Annotated in this window: 23 protein-coding genes; 11 read left to right on the top strand and 12 right to left on the bottom strand. The window is 76.1% G+C overall.

Annotated features, from left to right (window positions below; genetic code table 11):
* Positions 1–5 precede the first annotated feature (5 nt).
* Together BM414_RS00790 and BM414_RS00785 are read right to left on the bottom strand one after the other, a co-directional pair.
* A complete protein-coding gene (locus BM414_RS00790; protein WP_093577554.1) occupies positions 6–956 on the bottom strand; it encodes a Gfo/Idh/MocA family protein in 951 nt (316 codons plus the stop codon).
* A gap of 87 nt (positions 957–1,043) precedes the next feature.
* Positions 1,044–2,156: an NDMA-dependent alcohol dehydrogenase gene (locus tag BM414_RS00785; RefSeq protein WP_093577553.1), complete on the bottom strand. Its 1,113-nt coding sequence runs from the start codon at positions 2,154–2,156 to the stop codon at positions 1,044–1,046.
* Positions 2,157–2,398: 242 nt separating this feature from the next.
* On the opposite strand from BM414_RS00785, the gene BM414_RS00780 reads away from it, so the two are divergent.
* The gene (locus tag BM414_RS00780) at positions 2,399–3,085 is read left to right on the top strand and encodes a TetR/AcrR family transcriptional regulator (RefSeq protein ID WP_093577552.1); all 687 of its coding nucleotides are present in this window, start codon (positions 2,399–2,401) and stop codon (positions 3,083–3,085) included.
* A gap of 53 nt (positions 3,086–3,138) precedes the next feature.
* On the opposite strand, the gene BM414_RS00775 is transcribed toward BM414_RS00780, so the two are convergent.
* The 4 genes from BM414_RS00775 to BM414_RS28175 all read right to left on the bottom strand — a co-directional run bounded on the left by BM414_RS00775 (position 3,139) and on the right by BM414_RS28175 (position 5,702).
* The gene (locus BM414_RS00775; protein WP_093577551.1) at positions 3,139–3,735 is read right to left on the bottom strand and encodes a TetR-like C-terminal domain-containing protein; all 597 of its coding nucleotides are present in this window, start codon (positions 3,733–3,735) and stop codon (positions 3,139–3,141) included.
* 119 nt (positions 3,736–3,854) lie between these two features.
* Entirely contained in the window at positions 3,855–4,187 is a 333-nt protein-coding gene (locus BM414_RS00770; protein ID WP_093577550.1) for a hypothetical protein, read from the bottom strand.
* A 71-nt stretch (positions 4,188–4,258) separates the two neighbouring features.
* Positions 4,259–5,149 carry a 1,4-dihydroxy-2-naphthoyl-CoA synthase gene (locus BM414_RS00765; RefSeq protein ID WP_093577549.1) on the bottom strand — a complete coding sequence of 297 codons (891 nt, stop codon included), beginning with the start codon at positions 5,147–5,149 and terminating at the stop codon, positions 4,259–4,261.
* 43 nt (positions 5,150–5,192) lie between these two features.
* Positions 5,193–5,702, bottom strand: a complete 510-nt coding sequence (locus BM414_RS28175) for a hypothetical protein (protein WP_139245669.1) — start codon at positions 5,700–5,702, stop codon at positions 5,193–5,195.
* A 139-nt stretch (positions 5,703–5,841) separates the two neighbouring features.
* Between BM414_RS28175 and BM414_RS00755 the strand changes: the two genes are divergently transcribed.
* Positions 5,842–6,648: an endonuclease/exonuclease/phosphatase family protein gene (locus BM414_RS00755; protein ID WP_281246699.1), complete on the top strand. Its 807-nt coding sequence runs from the start codon at positions 5,842–5,844 to the stop codon at positions 6,646–6,648.
* On the opposite strand, the gene BM414_RS00750 is transcribed toward BM414_RS00755, so the two are convergent.
* Positions 6,645–7,133, bottom strand: coding sequence for an NUDIX domain-containing protein (locus tag BM414_RS00750; RefSeq protein WP_245784365.1), 489 nt, complete (start codon positions 7,131–7,133; stop codon positions 6,645–6,647). The genes BM414_RS00755 and BM414_RS00750 overlap by 4 nt on opposite strands.
* A gap of 75 nt (positions 7,134–7,208) precedes the next feature.
* Between BM414_RS00750 and BM414_RS00745 the strand changes: the two genes are divergently transcribed.
* A complete protein-coding gene (locus BM414_RS00745) occupies positions 7,209–7,667 on the top strand; it encodes a MaoC family dehydratase (RefSeq protein ID WP_093577547.1) in 459 nt (152 codons plus the stop codon).
* 7 nt (positions 7,668–7,674) lie between these two features.
* On the top strand, positions 7,675–8,244 hold the full coding sequence (locus tag BM414_RS00740; RefSeq protein ID WP_093577546.1) for an LOG family protein: 570 nt from the start codon (positions 7,675–7,677) through the stop codon (positions 8,242–8,244).
* A gap of 12 nt (positions 8,245–8,256) precedes the next feature.
* On the opposite strand, the gene BM414_RS00735 is transcribed toward BM414_RS00740, so the two are convergent.
* Positions 8,257–8,799, bottom strand: coding sequence for a mycothiol transferase (locus BM414_RS00735; protein ID WP_217644447.1), 543 nt, complete (start codon positions 8,797–8,799; stop codon positions 8,257–8,259).
* A gap of 68 nt (positions 8,800–8,867) precedes the next feature.
* On the opposite strand from BM414_RS00735, the gene BM414_RS00730 reads away from it, so the two are divergent.
* The 3 genes from BM414_RS00730 to BM414_RS00720 all read left to right on the top strand — a co-directional run bounded on the left by BM414_RS00730 (position 8,868) and on the right by BM414_RS00720 (position 11,542).
* The gene (locus BM414_RS00730; protein WP_093577544.1) at positions 8,868–9,272 is read left to right on the top strand and encodes an alpha/beta fold hydrolase; all 405 of its coding nucleotides are present in this window, start codon (positions 8,868–8,870) and stop codon (positions 9,270–9,272) included.
* 10 nt (positions 9,273–9,282) lie between these two features.
* Positions 9,283–10,392, top strand: coding sequence for an NAD(P)/FAD-dependent oxidoreductase (locus tag BM414_RS00725; protein WP_093577543.1), 1,110 nt, complete (start codon positions 9,283–9,285; stop codon positions 10,390–10,392).
* 253 nt (positions 10,393–10,645) lie between these two features.
* Positions 10,646–11,542 (top strand): MBL fold metallo-hydrolase, encoded by an 897-nt coding sequence (locus BM414_RS00720; protein WP_093577542.1) that lies wholly within the window; start codon positions 10,646–10,648, stop codon positions 11,540–11,542.
* Positions 11,543–11,567: 25 nt separating this feature from the next.
* Here the strand turns inward: BM414_RS00720 and BM414_RS00715 are convergent, their stop codons facing one another.
* From BM414_RS00715 to BM414_RS00705, 3 genes are all read right to left on the bottom strand, one after another.
* Positions 11,568–12,608: a GGDEF domain-containing protein gene (locus BM414_RS00715; RefSeq protein ID WP_245784364.1), complete on the bottom strand. Its 1,041-nt coding sequence runs from the start codon at positions 12,606–12,608 to the stop codon at positions 11,568–11,570.
* Positions 12,609–12,802: 194 nt separating this feature from the next.
* Positions 12,803–13,243, bottom strand: coding sequence for a heavy metal-responsive transcriptional regulator (locus BM414_RS00710; protein ID WP_093577540.1), 441 nt, complete (start codon positions 13,241–13,243; stop codon positions 12,803–12,805).
* Positions 13,244–13,278: 35 nt separating this feature from the next.
* A complete protein-coding gene (locus tag BM414_RS00705) occupies positions 13,279–13,656 on the bottom strand; it encodes an ArsR/SmtB family transcription factor (RefSeq protein WP_093577539.1) in 378 nt (125 codons plus the stop codon).
* A gap of 93 nt (positions 13,657–13,749) precedes the next feature.
* On the opposite strand from BM414_RS00705, the gene BM414_RS00700 reads away from it, so the two are divergent.
* The 3 genes from BM414_RS00700 to BM414_RS29975 all read left to right on the top strand — a co-directional run bounded on the left by BM414_RS00700 (position 13,750) and on the right by BM414_RS29975 (position 16,349).
* The gene (locus tag BM414_RS00700) at positions 13,750–15,144 is read left to right on the top strand and encodes an FAD-dependent oxidoreductase (protein WP_217644446.1); all 1,395 of its coding nucleotides are present in this window, start codon (positions 13,750–13,752) and stop codon (positions 15,142–15,144) included.
* Entirely contained in the window at positions 15,134–15,709 is a 576-nt protein-coding gene (locus BM414_RS29980; protein WP_245784363.1) for an MFS transporter, read from the top strand. Before BM414_RS00700 ends, BM414_RS29980 begins: the two co-directional genes overlap by 11 nt.
* Before the next feature lie 73 nt (positions 15,710–15,782).
* On the top strand, positions 15,783–16,349 hold the full coding sequence (locus tag BM414_RS29975) for an MFS transporter (RefSeq protein ID WP_217644444.1): 567 nt from the start codon (positions 15,783–15,785) through the stop codon (positions 16,347–16,349).
* On the opposite strand, the gene BM414_RS00690 is transcribed toward BM414_RS29975, so the two are convergent.
* Entirely contained in the window at positions 16,346–16,771 is a 426-nt protein-coding gene (locus BM414_RS00690; protein WP_093577537.1) for an arsenate reductase ArsC, read from the bottom strand. The genes BM414_RS29975 and BM414_RS00690 overlap by 4 nt on opposite strands.
* Before the next feature lie 121 nt (positions 16,772–16,892).
* Here BM414_RS00690 and BM414_RS00685 point away from each other — a divergent pair, with 121 nt between their 5' ends.
* Positions 16,893–17,249, top strand: coding sequence for an ArsR/SmtB family transcription factor (locus BM414_RS00685; protein ID WP_245784362.1), 357 nt, complete (start codon positions 16,893–16,895; stop codon positions 17,247–17,249).
* The last annotated feature ends 413 nt before the right edge of the window (positions 17,250–17,662 follow it).

The following is a 17,662-nucleotide window of genomic DNA, read 5'->3' as shown; positions in this document are numbered from 1 at the left end:
TCGGGCTATCCGTATCGGACGGCGGCGCCGCTGCGGGCGGACTCGGCGATCGCCACGGCCAGCCGGTGGGTCCGCAGCGCCTCGGCGTAGTCGACCAGCCCCTCGGCGCGGGTGCCGGTGGTCAGCAGCTCCACGAAGGCCCGGTCGACGGCGGTGCGCGCGTCGACGGCCGGCTCGGTGTGCGTGGTGCCCTCCGCCGTCGTCACCGCCAGCGCGGTCTCGGTGAGCTCGAGCGCGGCGCCGGCGCAGGAGACCTCCAGGCCGGCGCGGGTCTTCGCCGGCTGCGCGCAGCCCGCGGCGAGTGTGCCGACCGCGCCGGAGCCGAAGCGCAGCAGCGCCACGGTGGCGTCGTCGACGTCGCGCCCCTCGGCTGACGACGGCGCGGTCAGCGCCCGCACCTCGGTGACCTCGCCGGCCAGCACGCGGGCCAGGTCGAGCACGTGCGTGGCCTGCTCGACCACCTGACCGCCCGAGCGGTCCGCGCGCGACCACCACGCCGGCGGCGGGACCTTGTCCAACCAGGTGGCCGCGAGCAGCCGCGGCGGGGCGGCCGCGCACACCGCGCGGGCGGCGGCCACGGTGTCCAGGTGCCGCCAGTGGTAACCGGTCGCCGTCGGCACCCCGGCCGCGGCGACGGCGGCGGCGACCTCCTCGGCGACGGCGAGGTCGGTGCCCAGCGGCTTCTCCACGAACAGCGGCAGGCCGGCCCGGACCACCGCCAGCTCCAGCTCGCCGTGCGCGAACGGCGGCACGCACAGCCAGACGGCGTCGAGCCCGGAGCCCAGCAGCGCGTCGATGTCGAGGGCCGGCACGCGCAGCTCGCTGGCGAGGGCCGCGGCCGCCGGGGGGACGGCGTCGGCCACACCGACCAGCATGACGCCGTCCAGCGCGCTCAGCGTGCGGCCGTGCCGGGCGCCGACCCCGCCGGCCCCCACCAGGCCGACCCGGAGGGTCATGCCGGCGGGGTGCCGTCGACGTCGCGGACCGGGATCACGAGTGGGCTCACGCCCGGGCACTGCCCCGGTCCCGGCGCGGGCAACCGCTCAGCCGTGGACCAGCAGGCCCCGGATCGTCTCGCCGGCCGCCTGGTCGCGGTAGCCGGCGTTCACCTCGTCGAGCGAGTACCTGCGGGTGACCAGCCGGTCGAGCTCCAGCCGCCCCTCCTCGGCCATGCGCGCCAGCATCGGGATGTCGCGGAACGGGTTGCACGACCCGAACAGCGACCCCTGCACGCGGTGCTCGAACACCGTGGTCATCTGCCCGTTGAGGTCCACGTGCCCCTCGCGCGGGTGGTCGGCTAGCGCGGTGAGCACCAGCGTGCCGCCCTTGCCCAGGCACGCCGAGGCGCCGGCCATGACGCCGGCCGACATCTTGCCGACCGTCACGACCACGACGTCGGCGCCGGTGCCCCGCGACAGCTCCCGGGCCAGCTGCGCGGCCTCGCCGGCGTCGGCGACGGTGTGGGTGGCGCCCAGCGACCGGGCGAAGTCGCGCTTCATGGCCACCGGGTCGACGCCGATGACGTGCACCGCGCCGGCGTGCACCGCGCCCTGGACGGCGTTGACGCCCACGCCGCCCAGCCCCACCACGACGACGACGTCGCCCGGGCGGGTGCCGCCGGAGTAGACCGCCGACCCCCACCCGGTGGGGACGCTGCAGGCGAGCAGGGCGGCGGTGTCCAGCGGCAGGTGCGCGTCGACCTTCACGCAGGAGAACTCGCTGAGCACCGTGTGGCGGGCGAAGGCCCCGACGATGCAGAACCCGCCGAGTGGCTCCCCGTCGAGCCGGAAGGGATAGGTGCCGGTGGGCAGCTGCCCGATCGCGATCGTGGCGCCCTTGTCGCAGATGTTGGACCGGCCGCTCGCGCAGTACCGGCAGTGCCCGCACGCGGGCAGGAAGCTGGTGACGACGTGGTCGCCGGGCGCGACGGACGTGACGCCGGGGCCGCCCCCCAGGACGACGCCGGAGCCCTCGTGGCCGCCGACGATCGGGTAGCGCCCGCCGGGGTTGGAGTGCCGCAGGTGCTCGTCGGAGTGGCACAGGCCCGCGTAGGCCATCTCGACCAGGACCTCACCGGGCCCGGGGTCCACGACCTCCAGGTCGACGATCTCGTACTCGGTGCCCGCCTCGCGCAGCACCGCCCCCCTGGTCTCCACCCGTCCGGCCCTCCTCCTGGCCCGGCGCCACCCCGCGGACGCCGTCGTCTGGCGCCCAGCCAACCCCACGGCCGGGCGGCGTCCGACGCCGGGTAGCACCCGGTGCCAGACGTCTCGGCGGGTCCGTGTCGGGGACGACGGCGCTGGTCAGGGCCGGAGTGGCCGCGACCGGCATGCCCCGACCGGTTGACCTCGTTCCGTGACGAGGGCACCCGCCACGCAGCGTTGCTAGGGTTCGCACCGTGAGTGATCAGTACCGCCGGGCCGTCAAGAAGGCCCAGACCCGCGCGCACGTGCGGGACACGGCGCAGCGACTGTTCTCCGAGCGCGGCTTCGACGCCGTTCCCATCGCCGAGGTGGCGGCGGCCGCCGGCGTCGCGGTGCAGACGGTGTTCAACCACTTCGCGACCAAGGAGGAGCTCTACTGGGCCGACCGGACGCCGTGGGTGGACGGCCCGGCGGCCGCCGTGCGGGAGCGTCCCGCCGGCGTGCCCGCGCTGACCGCACTGCGCGAGCACCTGGTCGCGTCCGTGGGGCGGTTCGTCGAGCGGCTGGGCGACCCGACCGGACGCTGCACCATCGCCGACCTGGACCGCTCGCCGGCACTGCAGGCGTCCGAGCGGGAACTGCACCACACCGCGGAAGCCCGGCTGCGCGACGCGCTGGTCGAGGCCTGGACGGGTCCCGGCGCCGAGGACCGGGTGCCCGCCGACCCCCGGATTGCAGCCGCGGTCGTGGCCGCCACCTGGCTCGCGGTCAGCCGCACCCTGGTCACCCAGCCCCGCTGCCCGCTGCCCGCGCCGGGAAAGGCCGCCGGGGTCGCCGCGGCGACGCGCGCCCTCGCCGAGCGGCTGCTCACCCGCTACGAGGCCGAGCTCGTCGTCCCGGTCCTGGCGGACGACACCGTCCCGGCCCTGCGCGCCGTCTGACCGGTCGCGCGGCCGGGCACGCGGCGCCGGCTCGGTACCGGCTCGGTACCGGCTCAGCGCCGGGCGGGCTCCGCGGCCGGTGCCACGAGCGGCAGCAGGACGTCGTCGACCACCTGCTCGACGTGCTCGGCGACCATCCCGCCGTCGCCGGCAGCGGTGAGCCGCTGCCACCAGAACGCCTCGAGCACCGAGCGCAGCAGCGCCAGCCGTTCGGCCGGGACGTCGTCGCCCCGGTCGGCCCAGCGCCGCCCCAGTTCCTCGACGCTCTCGGTCAGCGGGTGCACCAGCGCGGCGTCGAGCCCGGCGCGCAGGTCCTCGTCGTGGCGGGCGGCGCCGACCAGGCTGGCCACCGCGCGCTCCTCGCGTGACAGCGGCCGGCGCCACGAGCCCACCAGCGCGACGAGGTCGGCGCGGACCGAGCCCTCGTCCTCCGGCGCGTGGACGAGCGTGAAGCGGCTGACCGCCGAGCGCGCCAGCGCGGCCATCGACGGCCACCGCCGGTAGATGCCGGCCTTGCCCGCGCGCGCCCGTGCGGCGACCCGGTCGCTGTTGAGCCGGCCCCAGCCCTCCTCGGCGAGGATGTCGACGGCGACGGCCACCAGCTGCTCGGACAGCTCCGCGCTCAGCGGCCGGCCGGGGGTCCCGCTCACGGGCGAACTCGTTCGTACGACATCAGGTTGCGCACCGCCACATACTGGCCTGTCGATGGAGTGACCACAACGACCAGCGCGGGCCGGTCACCCGACCGGACGCGCGCAACCCCCCTGTGTCAGGCCCCGGCCGCGCCCTCGACGTGGACCTGCAGGGTCGCGCCGTCCTCGCTGACCCAGCCGCGGCTGCGGGCCTCCTCCACCATGCGGTCCCAGCGCTCGGCCCAGTCGGCGACGTCGGCGTCGGGCTCGGCGGCGGCCCGTAGCGCCGCGGTGTCGAGCACACCGATGCCGTCGTCCTGCAGCCGGCCCAGACCCGCCTCGCGCAGGACCTCGTCGGCCTCCTCGTCGGTCACCTGGCCCAGGGCCAGGTGCAGCCGGGACAGGTCGTCGGTGTCGACGACCCGCACCTCGGGACGCTCCTCGGCGCCCCCCACCACCTCGACGATCACGGTTCCTCCTCGGGTAAGGACCTCCTGCCCCCACCGCTCGCGAGCTCGCGGCGGGACCCTGCAGGAGGCCGTCAGACGTGCCAGGGGAAGCGGGAGAAGTCGGGATCCCGCTTCTCCAGGAAGGCGTCGCGGCCCTCCACGGCCTCCTCGGCCATGTAGGCCAGCCGGGTCGTCTCCCCGGCGAAGAGCTGCTGACCGACGAGGCCGTCGTCGATCAAGTTGAACGAGTACTTGAGCATCCGCTGGGCGGTGGGGCTCTTGGCGACGATCCGCCGTCCCCAGTCCAGCGCGGTGCGCTCGAGCTCGGCGTGCGGGACGACCCGGTTCACCATGCCCATGCGGGAGGCGTCCTCGGCGGAGTACTCGTCGCCGAGGAAGAAGATCTCGCGGGCGTACTTCTGCCCCACCTGGCGGGCGAGGTAGGCCGAGCCGAAGCCGCCGTCGAAGCTGCCGACGTCGGCGTCGGTCTGCTTGAACCGCGCGTGCTCGGCGCTGGCCAGGGTGAGGTCGGAGACCACGTGCAGGCTGTGCCCGCCGCCGGCCGCCCACCCGGGGACGACGCAGACGACGACCTTCGGCATGAACCGGATCAGCCGCTGCGCCTCGAGCACGTGCAGCCGGCCGCTGCTGCGCCCTATGTCGTGCTCGTAGCCGTACTTCCCGCGCACCCGCTGGTCACCGCCGGAGCAGAACGCCCAGCCGCCGTCCTTCGGGCTGGGGCCGTTGCCGGTGAGGAGGACACAGCCGACGTCGGTGGACAGTCGGGCGTGCTCGAGCGCGGAGATGAGCTCGTCGACCGTCTGCGGGCGGAAGGCGTTGCGGACCTCGGGCCGGTCGAAGGCGATCCGCACGACGCCCGCGTCGACGGCGCGGTGGTAGGTGATGTCGCCGAAGTCGAACCCGTCGACGGGCTGCCACGCGGCGCTGTCGAAGATCTCCGAGACGTCGTCGCGGGCGCTCATGCCCCGAACCTATCCGTGCGCCCGCGACCGGGCAGTGGCTGCGTCAACCGCCGAGGAGTCCGCCTCCGCCGCCGGTGACGCCGCCGACCACACCGCCCACGGCGCCGCCCAGGGCGTCGGTGGTCCCGCCGACCACCTCACCGACGGCCTCGGTGGCACCGCCCACGACCCCGCTCACGGCGTCGGACAGGCCGGTCAGCCCGGTGGAGGGCGCGGAGCCGTCACCGGCGCGCTGCACCGAGGACGCGGTGGTACCCAAGCCGGGGAAGGGGAAGCCGTCGGGGGTGCCGGGGACGCCGAACGAGGGCGTCAGCCGGGCGTGGGTCGAGGGCTGCGCGACCGCGGAGTCGTCGGAGTAGACGCCCGAGCCGGGATCGGCGGCCGCGGCCTCCGGGGCGTCCGTCCGGGCCGTGGCCATGAGCAGTGCGACGACGAGGCCGGTGACGGCGAAGGACATCAGGACGCGCCAGCACAGGCGCTGCGCAGCGCTCTCCCCGGCGGGTGGCAGCTCCCCTGCCACGACGCCGTCCGTCGCACGGTGCCGCGCGACCATGGGTCAGCTCCTCCCCGTCCGACCGGTGAGACGGTGCTCAGAAGATCGGTACGACGACGTACCGGCGCAACGGATGCGCCCCGGACCAGCGCGTTCGGGCGACAGGCGGGGACCCCCGCGCCCGGCTAGCGTCAGCCGGGTGCCCGACGGCGCCGCCCTGCGCGTGGGCACCCTGAACCTGGCCTCCGGCCGCGGCCCCGACGGCCGGGTCCTGACACCGGCCGCACTGGCGGCAGCGGTCGCCGGGTTCGACGTCGACGTGCTCGCCGTCCAGGAGGTGGACGCCGGTCAGGGCCGCTCCGGCGGCACCGACCAGGCCGCGGTGCTCGCCCGGGCGCTGGGCGCCGCGGACTGGCGGCACGCGGCCACGCTCGACGGCACGCCGAGCCCGTTCCGCGAGACCTGGACGGCGGCGGAGCCGGCGCTGCGGGGACCGGACGGGGCCGTGCCCGGTCCCGCCTACGGCGTCGCGCTGCTGTCCTGCCGTCCCGTGCGCGCGTGGTCGGTGCTCGGACTGGGCTCGGGCCGCGCCCGGCTGCCGCTGCGGGCGCCGGACCCCGCCACCGGCCGGGCACGGCTGTGGTGGGTGCCCGACGAGCCGCGGGTCGCCGTCGCCGCCTGCCTGGACGGCCTGACCGTGGTGGCCACCCACCTGTCGTTCTCGCCGCCCACGGCGGTGCGCCAGCTGCGGCGGCTGCGCCGGTGGGCGGCGTCGCTGCCCGGGCCGGTGGTGGTCGCCGGCGACCTCAACCTGCCCGGGAGCGTGCCGGCGCGGCTGCTGGGCGCCACCACGCTGGTCCGGGCGGCGAGCTTCCCGGCGTCGGGACCGCGCCTGCAGCTCGACCACCTGCTGGCGCTGGGCCCGGTGACGGCCCGGGACGCCGGCGCGCGGGCACTGCCGGTGGGCGACCACCGGGCGCTGACCGTGACGGTCACCCCCGGCTAGGCCGCGGCCGCCCCCAGCAGCGGGCGCAGGCGGGCCATCGAGCCGGCCAGCCCCGGGTGCAGCGTCACCTGGTGCAGCCCGGCCAGCGGCACCCACGCCACGCCGGTGCTCTCGCCGTCGAGCCGCAGTCGGGCCGGGTCGAGGTCGCCGACCGGGCGGGCCAGCACGGTGGTGTAGGCCCAGCCGCCGTGGTCGTCGACCGAGCGGGCACCGAGCACCAGGTCGCGGGCGGGCAGCCCGAGCTCCTCCTCCACCTCGCGCAGCGCGCCCTGCTCCGGGGTCTCGTCCAGGTGCAGCGCGCCGCCGGGCGTCCCCCACGTGCCGCCGTGGTGCGACCAGAGCGCGCGGTGCTGCAGCAGCAGCTCCGGTCCGCCGTCGCCGTCGCGGTGGACCAGCAGGCCGGCGGCGCCGGCCCGGCCCCAGTGCCGGTGGCCGAGCGAGCAGGTGGTCCAGCCGTCGGTCACGGTCAGCCCGATGGTCGCCACGGGTCCAGTGAACCGCACTGGCAGGATCCGGCGGGACCACGGCGGCGAGGCCGACCCCGACGACGGGAGCACCCCATGACGACCACGACGACGATGGCCGAACTGCCCGGACTGGCCGGGCGCGAGCTCGGCAGCAGCGAGTGGTTCGAGGTGACGCAGCAGCACGTCGACACGTTCGCCGATGCCACCGGTGACCACCAGTGGATCCACGTCGACGTCGAGCGGGCCAAGGCCGAGAGCCCGTTCGGCGGGCCGATCGCCCACGGCTACCTGACCCTGTCCCTGCTGGCCTCGCTGTCCGGGCAGGTGCTGGCGGTGACCGACACCGCGATGGGCGTCAACTACGGCCTGAACAAGGTCCGGTTCCCCTCGCCGGTGCCGGTCGGCTCGCGCGTCCGGCTGACCGCCACGCTGAAGGACGTCCAGCAGGTCGCCGGCGGGCTGCAGCTGACCCTCGCCGCGGTCGTCGAGCGCGAGGGTGGCGACAAGCCCGTGTGCATCGCCGAGCCGGTCTTCCGCTACTACGGCGGCTAGGCCGAGGGTGCGCGTCGCGGTCTTCACCGGCAGCCGGCCGGGGCTGGGGTCGCACCGCCGGGCGGCGGCGGACCTGGCCACCCGGCTGGCGGAGGCCGGCGTCGGGGTCGTCTACGGCGGCGGGCACGTCGGGCTGATGGGCGTCGTCGCCGACGCCGCCCTGGCCGCCGGCGGCGAGGTGGTCGGGGTGATCCCGCAGCACCTCGTGGACGACGAGCTCGCCCATCCCCGGCTGCCACGGCTCGACGTCGTCGGCTCGATGCACGAGCGCAAGGCGCGGATGGCCGAGCTCGCCGACGCCTTCGTGGCGCTGCCGGGCGCCGCCGGCACCCTCGAGGAGCTCTTCGAGGCCTGGACCTGGGGGATGCTCGGCCTGCACGCCAAGCCGGTGGTGCTGCTCGACGTCGACGGGTTCCGGGAACCGCTGCTGGCCCAGCTGCAGCGCATGGCCGACGACGGCTACCTCGAGCAGCGCCGACTCGACGCGCTCGGCGTGGTCACCGACGCCGCCGGGCTGCTGGCCTTCGTCGAGGGCTACGAGCACCCGCCGCGCACGTGGGCCACGACTCCCCGCTGACTACCTCCGGCTTCAGGTCGGGGCGGCGATGCCCTGCGCCTCGGCCTCCAGCTGCCAGGCGCCCTTGCCGTCGATCGACTCGCGGATGACGTCGGCATGGCCGGCGTGCCGGGCCTGCTCCTCCACCTGGTGCAGCAGCAGCCACCGCACGGTGAACACGGTGCCGGGCGGCAGCCACTGCGCCACACCGTCGGGGACGTCGACCACGCGGTCGAGGTCGCGCTCGGCGCGGACGACCTCCTCGGTCTCGCGGGCCACCGCCGCCTGCCGGTCGAGCAGCACCTCGACGGTCTCGCCGGCGGCGACGGTGAACCCGGCCATCCACTCCGTCTGCGGATCGGACTCCAGCGCGTGCGGACGGCGGCCGATGCGCCCGGCGACGTTGGCCCGCTCGCCCTGGGTCACGTGCTGGACCAGCGCCGACAGCGACAGCTCGCTGGCACTCGGCGTGGCCCGCGCCTGTTCCTCGGTCAGGCCGAGCAGGGCGTTGCGCAGCGCGGTGCGCTGGCCGGCGAGCAGGCGCAGCAGCAGGTCGCGTTCGTCGGGTACGGACACGGGAGCCATCCTGCGCCCGTTCACCGGGACGGAACAGGCCCGGAACGGCGCGGTGGTGTGGTGGTGCGATGGCCACCCCCGTCGTCCGCGAGACCCGCGTGGTCCACGGGCAGCGCCGGTCGTTCCTCGTGGGCGGGGAGGGCCCGCCGCTGCTGCTGGTGCACGGCCTCGGCACCACCTCGTCCACCCGGGACGGTGTCCTGGAGCGGCCGGCCGCCGCCGGGCACACGGTCATCGCGCCGGACCTGCTCGGCCACCCCGACGCCGTCCGTGCGCGGGTGCCCGGCGCGCGGATCGAGGTCTTCGAGGGTGCCGGGCACCGGCCGCACCTCGACGACCCGGACCGGTTCGTCACGACCCTGCTGGACCTCCTCGCCACCACCGAGCCGTGGCGCACGACCGCGAGTCCTGGCGGGCCCTGCTCGCCCGGCCCGACCCGGCTCCGGCTGGCCGCTGACCGCGGCGCTGCCTAGCGTCGCTGCCGTGGAGCGCTGGGACGTCGTCGTGGTCGGGGGCGGCCCGGCGGGCGCGGCGGCGGCGGTGGCCGCGCGGCGCACCGGCGCCGCGGTGCTCGTGCTCGACCGTGCCGACTTCCCGCGGGACAAGGTCTGCGGCGACGGCATCGCCCCCGAGGCGCTCGACGTCCTGGCCGGGCTCGGCGTCGACGTCGCCGCGCTGACCGCCGGGTACGCCCCCGCCCCGCGGCTGTCGCTGCGCTCGCCCGGCGGCGCCACGGTGGAGCGGGCCACGCACCGGCCGTCGTCGGTGGTGCCCCGCGAGGTGTTCGACGCCCGCGTGCTGGCCGCGGCGCTGGACGCCGGGGCGGAGTTCCGCCGGCACGCCGTCCGGACGGTGGCGCCGGGTCCCGACGGGGTCGACGTCGACGGGGTCGCGCGGGCCGGGGTGCTCGTCGGCGCCGACGGCGCGGAGTCCGTCGTCCGGCGGGCCCTGGGCCTGGCGCGCAACCCCGACGACCGGATGGCTGTGGCGCTGCGCGGCTACGCCCCCGAGCTGCCCGGGCAGGCCGGCACCCAGGTGCTGGTCACCACCGAGCAGCGCTGGCCGGCCTACGCGTGGTCGTTCCCGCTCGGCGACGGGCGGGCCAACGTGGGCTACGGCGAGCTGGTCTCGGGCGGGGCGAACCGGGCCGCGCTGGTCGAGGGCCTGCACCGGCTGCTGCCCGGGATCGAGCCGGAGGGGCTGAAGGCGCACCGGCTGCCCCTGTCGACCGGCCGGCCGCGCCAGCCGGACGGCCGGGTGCTGCTCGCCGGCGATGCCGCGTCCCTGATCAACCCGATGACCGGCGAGGGCATCTTCTACGCGGTGCTGTCCGGGGCGCTCGCCGGGCACGCGGCGGCGGCCGGGACGGGGGCGGGCGCGGTGCACCGCCGGGCGCTGCGGCGGCGACTGGGCGGGCACCACCGGTCGGCGTCGGCGGCGTCGTGGATCAGCCGCTGGCCGGGAGTCATGGACGCGGCCTTCCGCGCGGCGGCGGCCGACCAGCGGGTGTTCGACGACGTCGTGGCGCTCGGCCTGGCCGACGGCCGGCTCACCGCCCGCGCCCTCGTGGCCGCGGCCCGCCACCTGCGCTGAGCGGCGCCCCGGCCGCGGGCCCGTCGTGTCGCGGCCGCCCGGTCAGATGAGCCGCGGGTCGCCCACCTCGGTCCGCAGCCGGTTGATCACCGCCTCGGTCCGCTTGGGGTCTCCAACGGCCCGAACAGGACGTCCCGGGTCAGGGTGGACAGCACGTCCCGCATCCCGCCTCCGTCCTCCGCCGCCGTGACGAGCGGGACCCCACGAGGAACACGCGGACGGCCCGGCCGGGCCGCGTGCCAGGGTCGTACCCGTGCCCGCGCGCTCCGACGACGTCCGCTACGGGGGCGTCACGCTCCTGTCCTCCCCCGAGAACGGCCGCTACCCGTGCGGCAACTCGCTGCTCGTCTCCGGCAGTGAGGCGACGGCCCTGGTCGACCCGTCGATCGAGGTGGGCCGGCGCGGCAGGGAGGTGGGACCGGTCGACCTCGCCGTCGTCAGCCACGCACACGAGGACCACGTCGCCGGCCTGCACGGCTTCCCCGAGGTGCCGGCGCACGTGCACCCGGCCGAGGCCGCGGCGGTCCGCGACCCGGAGGTCCTGGTGGCCGGCTTCGGGATGGACGAGGCCGCCGCCGGCGCCTTCGGCGTGGAGCTGCGCACCGCCTTCGGCGTCACCGGGCACGAGGCCGTGCGGCCGATGGAGGACGGCGACGTCCTGGACCTCGGCGGCAGGACGATGACCGTCGTCCACCTGCCCGGCCACACCGCCGGCCACTGTGGCCTGCTGGTCGAGCCCGACGGGTTCCTGTTCGTCGGCGACATCGACCTCACCGGCTTCGGCCCCTACTACGGCGACGTCGGCAGCGATCTCGACGCCCTCGAGGCCTCGTTCGGGCGGCTGCGGGACGTCGAGGCCCGCTGGTACGGCACCGCGCACCACCGCGGTGTGGTGGAGGGGCGCGCGGCGTTCCTGGCCGCCCTCGACACCTTCGCCGCCGTCGTCACCCGACGCGACGAGACGCTGCTGGGCCTCCTGGAGAGACCGCGCACGCTCGCCGAGATCGTCGACCACCGGCTGGTGTACCGGCCGCACGTCGCCCTGCCCTTCGTGGCGGCGGTCGAGCGCCGCACCGCCGAGCAGCACCTCGCCCGGCTGCAGCGCGCCGGCGCGGTCCGGGCGGAGGGGGACACCTGGTTGCGCGCGTGAGACGGGCAGGCCCGGGGGCGGCGCCTCAGGCGGGGGCGACCTCGACGCGGCCGCGACCGGCGCGCTTGGCGCGGTAGAGGGCACGGTCGGCCGCGGCGTAGAACTCGCGCATCCCGAGCGCGCCGGCGGTGCGGTGGGCCACGCCGACGCTGACCGACATCGCCAGCAGGCTGCCGTCGGGGAGCGACAGCGGCGTCGACAGCACGGTCTCGAGCACCGACTCGGCGCGGGCGACGGCGACGTCGGCGGTGCAGCCGGGCAGCAGCACGGCGAGCTCGTCGCCGCCGAGCCGGGACAGGACGGCGTCACCGGCGCGGATCTGCCGCCGGATGATGCCGGCGAGGTGGACGAGGGCGTCGTCGCCGACGGGGTGGCCGTGCTGGTCGTTGATCTGCTTGAACGAGTCGACGTCGAGCAGGAGCAGGGCGGTGCCGTCGTCGGCGGCCGGCCCGGCGAGCGCGACGGCGAGCGCGTCGTCGAAGACGCGGCGGTTGACCAGCCCGGTGAGGGTGTCCACGGTGGCCTGCTGCTCGAGCGCCTCGACCAGCCGCTCCTGGATGCCCCCGGCCCGCTCGAGCATCGCGGCGACGACGGTGAGCACGACCCCGGTCAGGAGGACGTCGCTGATGCCGACGTCGAGCGGCACCAGCATCGGCACCACGATCGCGTTGGCGACGACCGCCGTGGCGGTGACGACGACGACCGCGGTGCGGCGCAGGTGCGAGGCCGCCCACAGCACCGGGAAGGCGAGGAACGCCTGGGCGCCGGCCGAGGAGTCCTGGGTGACCAGGTTGAGCCCGCACGCGATCAGCGCCCCGAGCGCCCCCACCGCGACGTAGACGCCGGCCCGGTCGAGCCGGTCGGGGTCGGCGACGTGGATGACCAGCGCGAGGGAGGCGAGGAAGGCGACGACGATCCAGGTGGCCGTCACGGTGACCGTGGTCGCGGCATTGGTGCCGAAGAAGCTGACCCCGGCCAGGACGACGGCGGAGACGCCGATCATCAGGACGAGGGACCGCGCCGCGGCAGAGGGCTGCCGGGCTCTCAGTCCCCGGGGGATGGCCACGCCTCATCTTCGGCGGTCGGCGGCCTCCGGATGAGCCGACCCACCCGTCGGGGTGAGGCCGGTCCCGCGTGTCGGCGGGGACACGCGGCCGCGCGGACGACGCCCCCGGTCCCGGGCCCGGGGCGTCAGGTCAGCGGCGCGCCGCGGTCAGCAGCAGCCGCAGTCGCACGTCTCGTCGCACTCGCAGTCGCAGGTCAGCTCGCACACGTCGGATCACCTCCCCCCGTCGGTGGGCACCAGGTGCCGGGGCTCGGGGGCGGGCAGGCCGCCGCGGGCAGCGCGTCGGCCATGGCCGCCATCTCGGTGCGCAGCGCGACCAGCCGGGCGATCTCGGCGTCGACCTCCGTCAGCCGCCGGCGCAGCAGCTGCTCGGCGGGCTCGCACGGGCAGGTGCCGGTGTCGCGGACCGACAGGAGATCGCGGATGTCGGACAGCCGCAGGCCCAGCCGCTGGGCGCCCCGGATGAAGCGCAGGCGGTCGACCGCTCCGGCGTCGTAGCTGCGGTAGCCGCCCGCGGTGCGCGCGGGCGGCGGGAGCAGGCCGGCGCGCTCGTAGTACCGGACGGTGTCCGACGGCACGCCGACGGCGGCCGCCAGCTCCGCCACGCGCAGGCCGCGGGACGTCGTCGTGGTCACGCCGGAGATGCTGGACCCTGGACCCCGGTCCGGGGTCAAGACCCGATCGGCCGGTCGGAGCAGCAGGCGTCGGCGCCCTCGGGGGTGAGCGACGCGAGGGTGGCCAGCAGCCGCACCGGGCCGGCGAGGGCCTCGCAGCACAGCGCGTGGACGTTGCTGCGCCCCCGGGGCGTGACCGTGACCAGCCCCTGCTCGCGCAGCGGCGCGAGGTGGTGGCTGACGAGGGTCTGGCTCATGCCGCTGAGCTCGGTCAGCTCCCGCACCGACCGCGGCCCGTCGGCGAGGAGCAGCAGCAGGTGCAGGCGGTTGGGGTCGGACAGCGCCTTGAGCTGCGGTGCGAGCAGCTGCGCCTGCCCCGCGGCCGAGGCGAGCCCGTCGGGGTCGAGCAGCCGCACGCCGAGGTCCTGGCTCATGCTCCCAGTATGACAGGCGTCGGTTGTCATCAACAGCATTCACTGTTACGTTGCGGCATCGATGTCCGTCGATGGGATGAGGAGCTGGTCGGGGTGGACGGGACGACGTCACAGCTGCCGGTGGTGGTGATCGGGGCGGGGCCGGTCGGCCTGGCCGCGGCCGCGCAGCTGCTCGAGCGGGGTCTCGAGCCGCTGGTGCTGGAGGCCGGCGGGGAGGTCGGCACAGCGGTCCGCGCGTGGGGACACGTCAGGCTGTTCTCGCCGTGGGAGTACGACGTCGACGCCGCCGCCGTCCGCCTGCTCGACGCGCAGGGCTGGGAGTCACCCGACCGCGACGCGCTGCCCACGGGCGCCGACCTGGTCGACGCCTACCTCGCTCCCCTGGCGGCCACGCCGCAGCTGGCCGGACGCATCCGCACCGGCACGCGGGTGCAGGCCGTGAGCCGCCAGGGCGTCGACAAGACACGGACCGTCGGCCGGGAGGGACGTCCCTACCTCGTGCGGACGGTCCGGGAGGGACGCGTCGAGGACGTCCTCGCCCGCGCGGTGCTCGACGCCTCGGGTACGTGGGGCCGGCCCAACCCGCTCGGCGCGGCGGGACTCCCGGCGGTCGGCGAGGAGCAGGCCAGGGCGTGGCTGACGGGGCCACTGCCCGACGTCCTGGGCGGCGACCGCGCGCGCTTCGCCGGCCGGCACACCCTGGTGGTGGGCACGGGCCACTCGGCGGCCACCACGCTGCTCGCGCTCGTCCGGCTGCGCGAGGAGGAGCCGGGCACCGAGGTCACCTGGGTGATCCGCGGCCGCTCGCCGGCCCGCCTCTACGGCGCCGGGGACGCCGACGGCCTGCCGGCGCGTGGACTGCTCGGCTCGTCGCTGAGGGCGGCGGTGGCCGACGGAGCGGTCACCCTCCTCCGCGAGGTCACGATCAGCGCGCTGACCCCGGCGCCGGGCGGCCGGCTCGCGGTGGCCGGCACCGGCCGCGACAGCGCCGCCGTGCACCTCCTGGTCGACTCCGTCGTCGGCGCCACGGGCTTCCGTCCCGACCTGGACGTGCTGCGCGAGGTCCGCCTGGACCTCGACCCGGGCCTCGAGGCGCCCGCGGCGCTGGCGCCGCTGATCGACCCCGACTTCCACTTGTGCGGCACGGTCCCCCCGCACGGCGCGGACCTGCTGGCGCACCCCGACGAGGGCCTCTACGTCGTCGGCACGAAGTCCTACGGCCGCGCGCCGACCTTCCTGCTGGCCACCGGCTACGAGCAGGTCCGCTCCGTCGCCGCCGCGCTCGCCGGTGACACCGCGGCCGCGGCCCGCGTGGAGCTGGCCCTGCCCGGGACCGGCGTCTGCTCCACCGACCTCGGCGACCGCGAGGCGGCCGAGGTGGCCGGCTGCGGCACCGGCGTGGGCTTCGCGACCGGCTCGGAGCACGGCCGGTCGGCGGAGGGGCCCGCACCGGCTCTGGTCGCCTCCTCGTCATCCAGTGGCGGCTGACGAGGAGGCGACGACGACAGCGCCCGCCGGCACGGGGACCTCCCGGCACCACGCGCGGCGGGCGCTGGTCGGCCTGTGCGTCACCCAGGTCACCAGCTGGGGCGTCCTCTACTACGCCTTCCCCGTGGCCCTGGTGGCGATCACCGCCGACACCGGCTGGTCGGCTCCCGCGGCCACGGCGGCGTTCTCGGCGGGCCTGGTCGTCTCCGCCGTGGCCGGGATCCCGGTCGGGCGCTGGCTGGACCGCCACGGCCCACGGCGGGTCATGACGGCGGGCTCGGTGCTGGCGGTCCCCGCGACCGTGGCGATCGCGCTGGCACCCGACTACGCCGCCTTCCTGGCGGCCTGGCTGGTCGCGGGTGCAGCCATGTCCGCCGTCTTCTACCAGGCCGCCTTCGCGGCCCTCATCGGCTGGTACGGCGACCGCCGGGTCCGCGCGCTGACCACGCTGACCCTCGTGGCGGGGCTGGCCAGCACCCTCTTCGCACCGCTGACCAGCGTCCTCGTGACCGAGCTCGGCTGGCGCGGCCCTACCTCGTGCTCGCCGGGGTGCTGGCGGTGGTGACCGTCCCGCTGCACGCGCTCACGCTCACCGCCCCTGGCCGCGGACCGACCGGAAGGAGGTCCACCGCGGGCGGATGCCGCCGGAGGCGCGCAGCCGGGAGTTCCTGGCCCTGTCCGCGGCGCTCACCCTGACCGCGCTCGGCCTGTACGCCACGAGCCTGACGCTGATCCCGCTGCTCACCGGTCGCGGCTTCTCCCCCGCCCTCGCGGCGACCACCTTCGGCCTGCTCGGCGCCGGCCAGCTGCTCGGCCGTGTCGTCTACGGCCCGCTCAGCGCACACACCAGCCCGACCGGCCGGACCGTCGCGCTCATCGGCGCCTCGGCGCTGGCGCTCGGCGTCCTCGCCGTCCTGACCGGCCCGCCCGCGGCGCTCGTCGCAGCCGCCGTCGCCCTGGGCGCCGTCCGCGGCGCGTGCACCCTGCTGCAGGCGACCGCGGTCGCCGACCGGTGGGGCACGGCTCACTACGGGACGCTCTCCGGACTCTTCGCCGCGCCGATCACCGCGGCGACCGCGCTCGCCCCCTGGGCCGGCACGGCGCTGGCCGAGGCGGTCGGCAGCTACGCGGCCGCCGCGGCGGTGCTCGCCGCGCTCGTCCTCACCGCCGTGGGTCTCGCGTGGTCGGCACGCGGGAACGGCTAGGGACGGGCGAGGGGGTCGACCTGCAGCTCGGAGAGCAGCCCGCGGATCCGGCGCTCGATCTCGTCGCGGATCGGCCGCACGGACTCGACGCCCTTGCCGGCCGGGTCCTCGAGCGCCCAGTCCAGGTACCGCTTGCCGGGGAAGACCGGGCAGGCGTCGCCGCAGCCCATCGTGATGACGACGTCGGAGGCCTCGACCGCCTCGGTGGTCAGCACCTTCGGCCGCTGGTCGGTGATGTCGATGCCGACCTCGGCCATCGCCTCGACGGCGGCCGGGTTGACCCGGTCGCCGGGCAGGGAGCCCGCCGAGCGGACCTCGACGGCGTCCCCGGCGAGGGAACGCAGCCAGCCGGCGGCCATCTGGGACCGGCCGGCGTTGTGGACGCAGACGAACAGGACGCTGGGCGCGGACGTGCTGGTCATCGGGTGCTCTCGCTCATCGTCAGGCGGTCCTCGCGGTCAGGGGTCCCCGTCCATCGACCCGCGTCGATGCCAGCCTGCACAACGCATCGACGGGAGTCAATCTCTGCGCCATGCTGGCCCCGTGAGCGTCGACGTCGCGTCCTGCACCCCGCTGGTCCGGAAGGCGCTGACCGCCGAGCAGGCCGCCGACCTGTCCCGCGTCCTCAAGGCGGTCGCCGATCCCGCCCGCCTGCGCCTGCTGTCCCTGGTCGCCGCGCACGAGGGCGGGGAGGCGTGCGTCTGCGACCTGACCGAGCCCCTCGGGCTGTCCCAGCCGACGGTGTCGCACCACCTCAAGGTGCTCGTCGACGCCGGGCTGCTGACGCGCGACAAGCGTGGCGTCTGGGCCTGGTTCCGGCTCGTCCCCGGCGCGCTCGACGCGCTGGCGGCCGCGCTGAGCACCGCCGGTTCCCGGGACGCGGCGCCGTCGTCGGGCTGACCGCGAGCGGAGGGCGTGGGATTCGAACCCACGATGGGTTTGACCCCATAGCGGTTTTCAAGCTAGGTACCGAGGCTCCCCGAACCAACAGCGATCAATCGTTTTCGCAGGTCAAGGGCGGATTTGCTGAGACCACTGGCTACCGCCGATAGCCGCTGCATGCCCGTACTACGGGCACGCAGCGGGCACGGCCGTTGGTCTCCGGGCGCGAGGAGGCTGCTCGCTTCTGATCGAGGCAGGCCGGCACTACAGATCTGCTCATCTCGCAGGTGATGATGTACGGCGACCGCAGGCCCTACGGGGTCGCGCTCATCACTCTTGACGCCGAGCACGTCGTTCCTTGCGCCACGGCGCAAGGCCTCCCGACCGACATCCCGGTTCATCAGCGCCAAGTACGCCCAGTTGATCGAACC

Origin of the sequence: Geodermatophilus amargosae, assembly GCF_900116515.1 — a bacterium.
Taxonomy (GTDB): domain Bacteria; phylum Actinomycetota; class Actinomycetes; order Mycobacteriales; family Geodermatophilaceae; genus Geodermatophilus; species Geodermatophilus amargosae.
The sequence above is the reverse complement of the archived record's forward strand: the minus strand, read 5'-3'. Positions and strand labels throughout refer to the sequence as shown.

Bases quoted from the DNA above. Each gene is read 5' to 3' on its own strand.
- BM414_RS00790 (WP_093577554.1), bottom strand. From the start codon at position 956: ATGACCCTCCGGGTCGGCCTGGTGGGGGCCGGCGGGGTCGGCGCCCGG.
- BM414_RS00765 (WP_093577549.1), bottom strand. From the start codon at position 5,149: ATGAGCGCCCGCGACGACGTCTCGGAGATCTTCGACAGCGCCGCGTGG.
- BM414_RS28175 (WP_139245669.1), bottom strand. From the start codon at position 5,702: ATGGTCGCGCGGCACCGTGCGACGGACGGCGTCGTGGCAGGGGAGCTG.
- BM414_RS00745 (WP_093577547.1), top strand. From the start codon at position 7,209: ATGACGACCACGACGACGATGGCCGAACTGCCCGGACTGGCCGGGCGC.
- BM414_RS00730 (WP_093577544.1), top strand. From the start codon at position 8,868: ATGGCCACCCCCGTCGTCCGCGAGACCCGCGTGGTCCACGGGCAGCGC.
- BM414_RS00705 (WP_093577539.1), bottom strand. From the start codon at position 13,656: ATGAGCCAGGACCTCGGCGTGCGGCTGCTCGACCCCGACGGGCTCGCC.
- BM414_RS29975 (WP_217644444.1), top strand. From the start codon at position 15,783: ATGCCGCCGGAGGCGCGCAGCCGGGAGTTCCTGGCCCTGTCCGCGGCG.
- BM414_RS00690 (WP_093577537.1), bottom strand. From the start codon at position 16,771: ATGACCAGCACGTCCGCGCCCAGCGTCCTGTTCGTCTGCGTCCACAAC.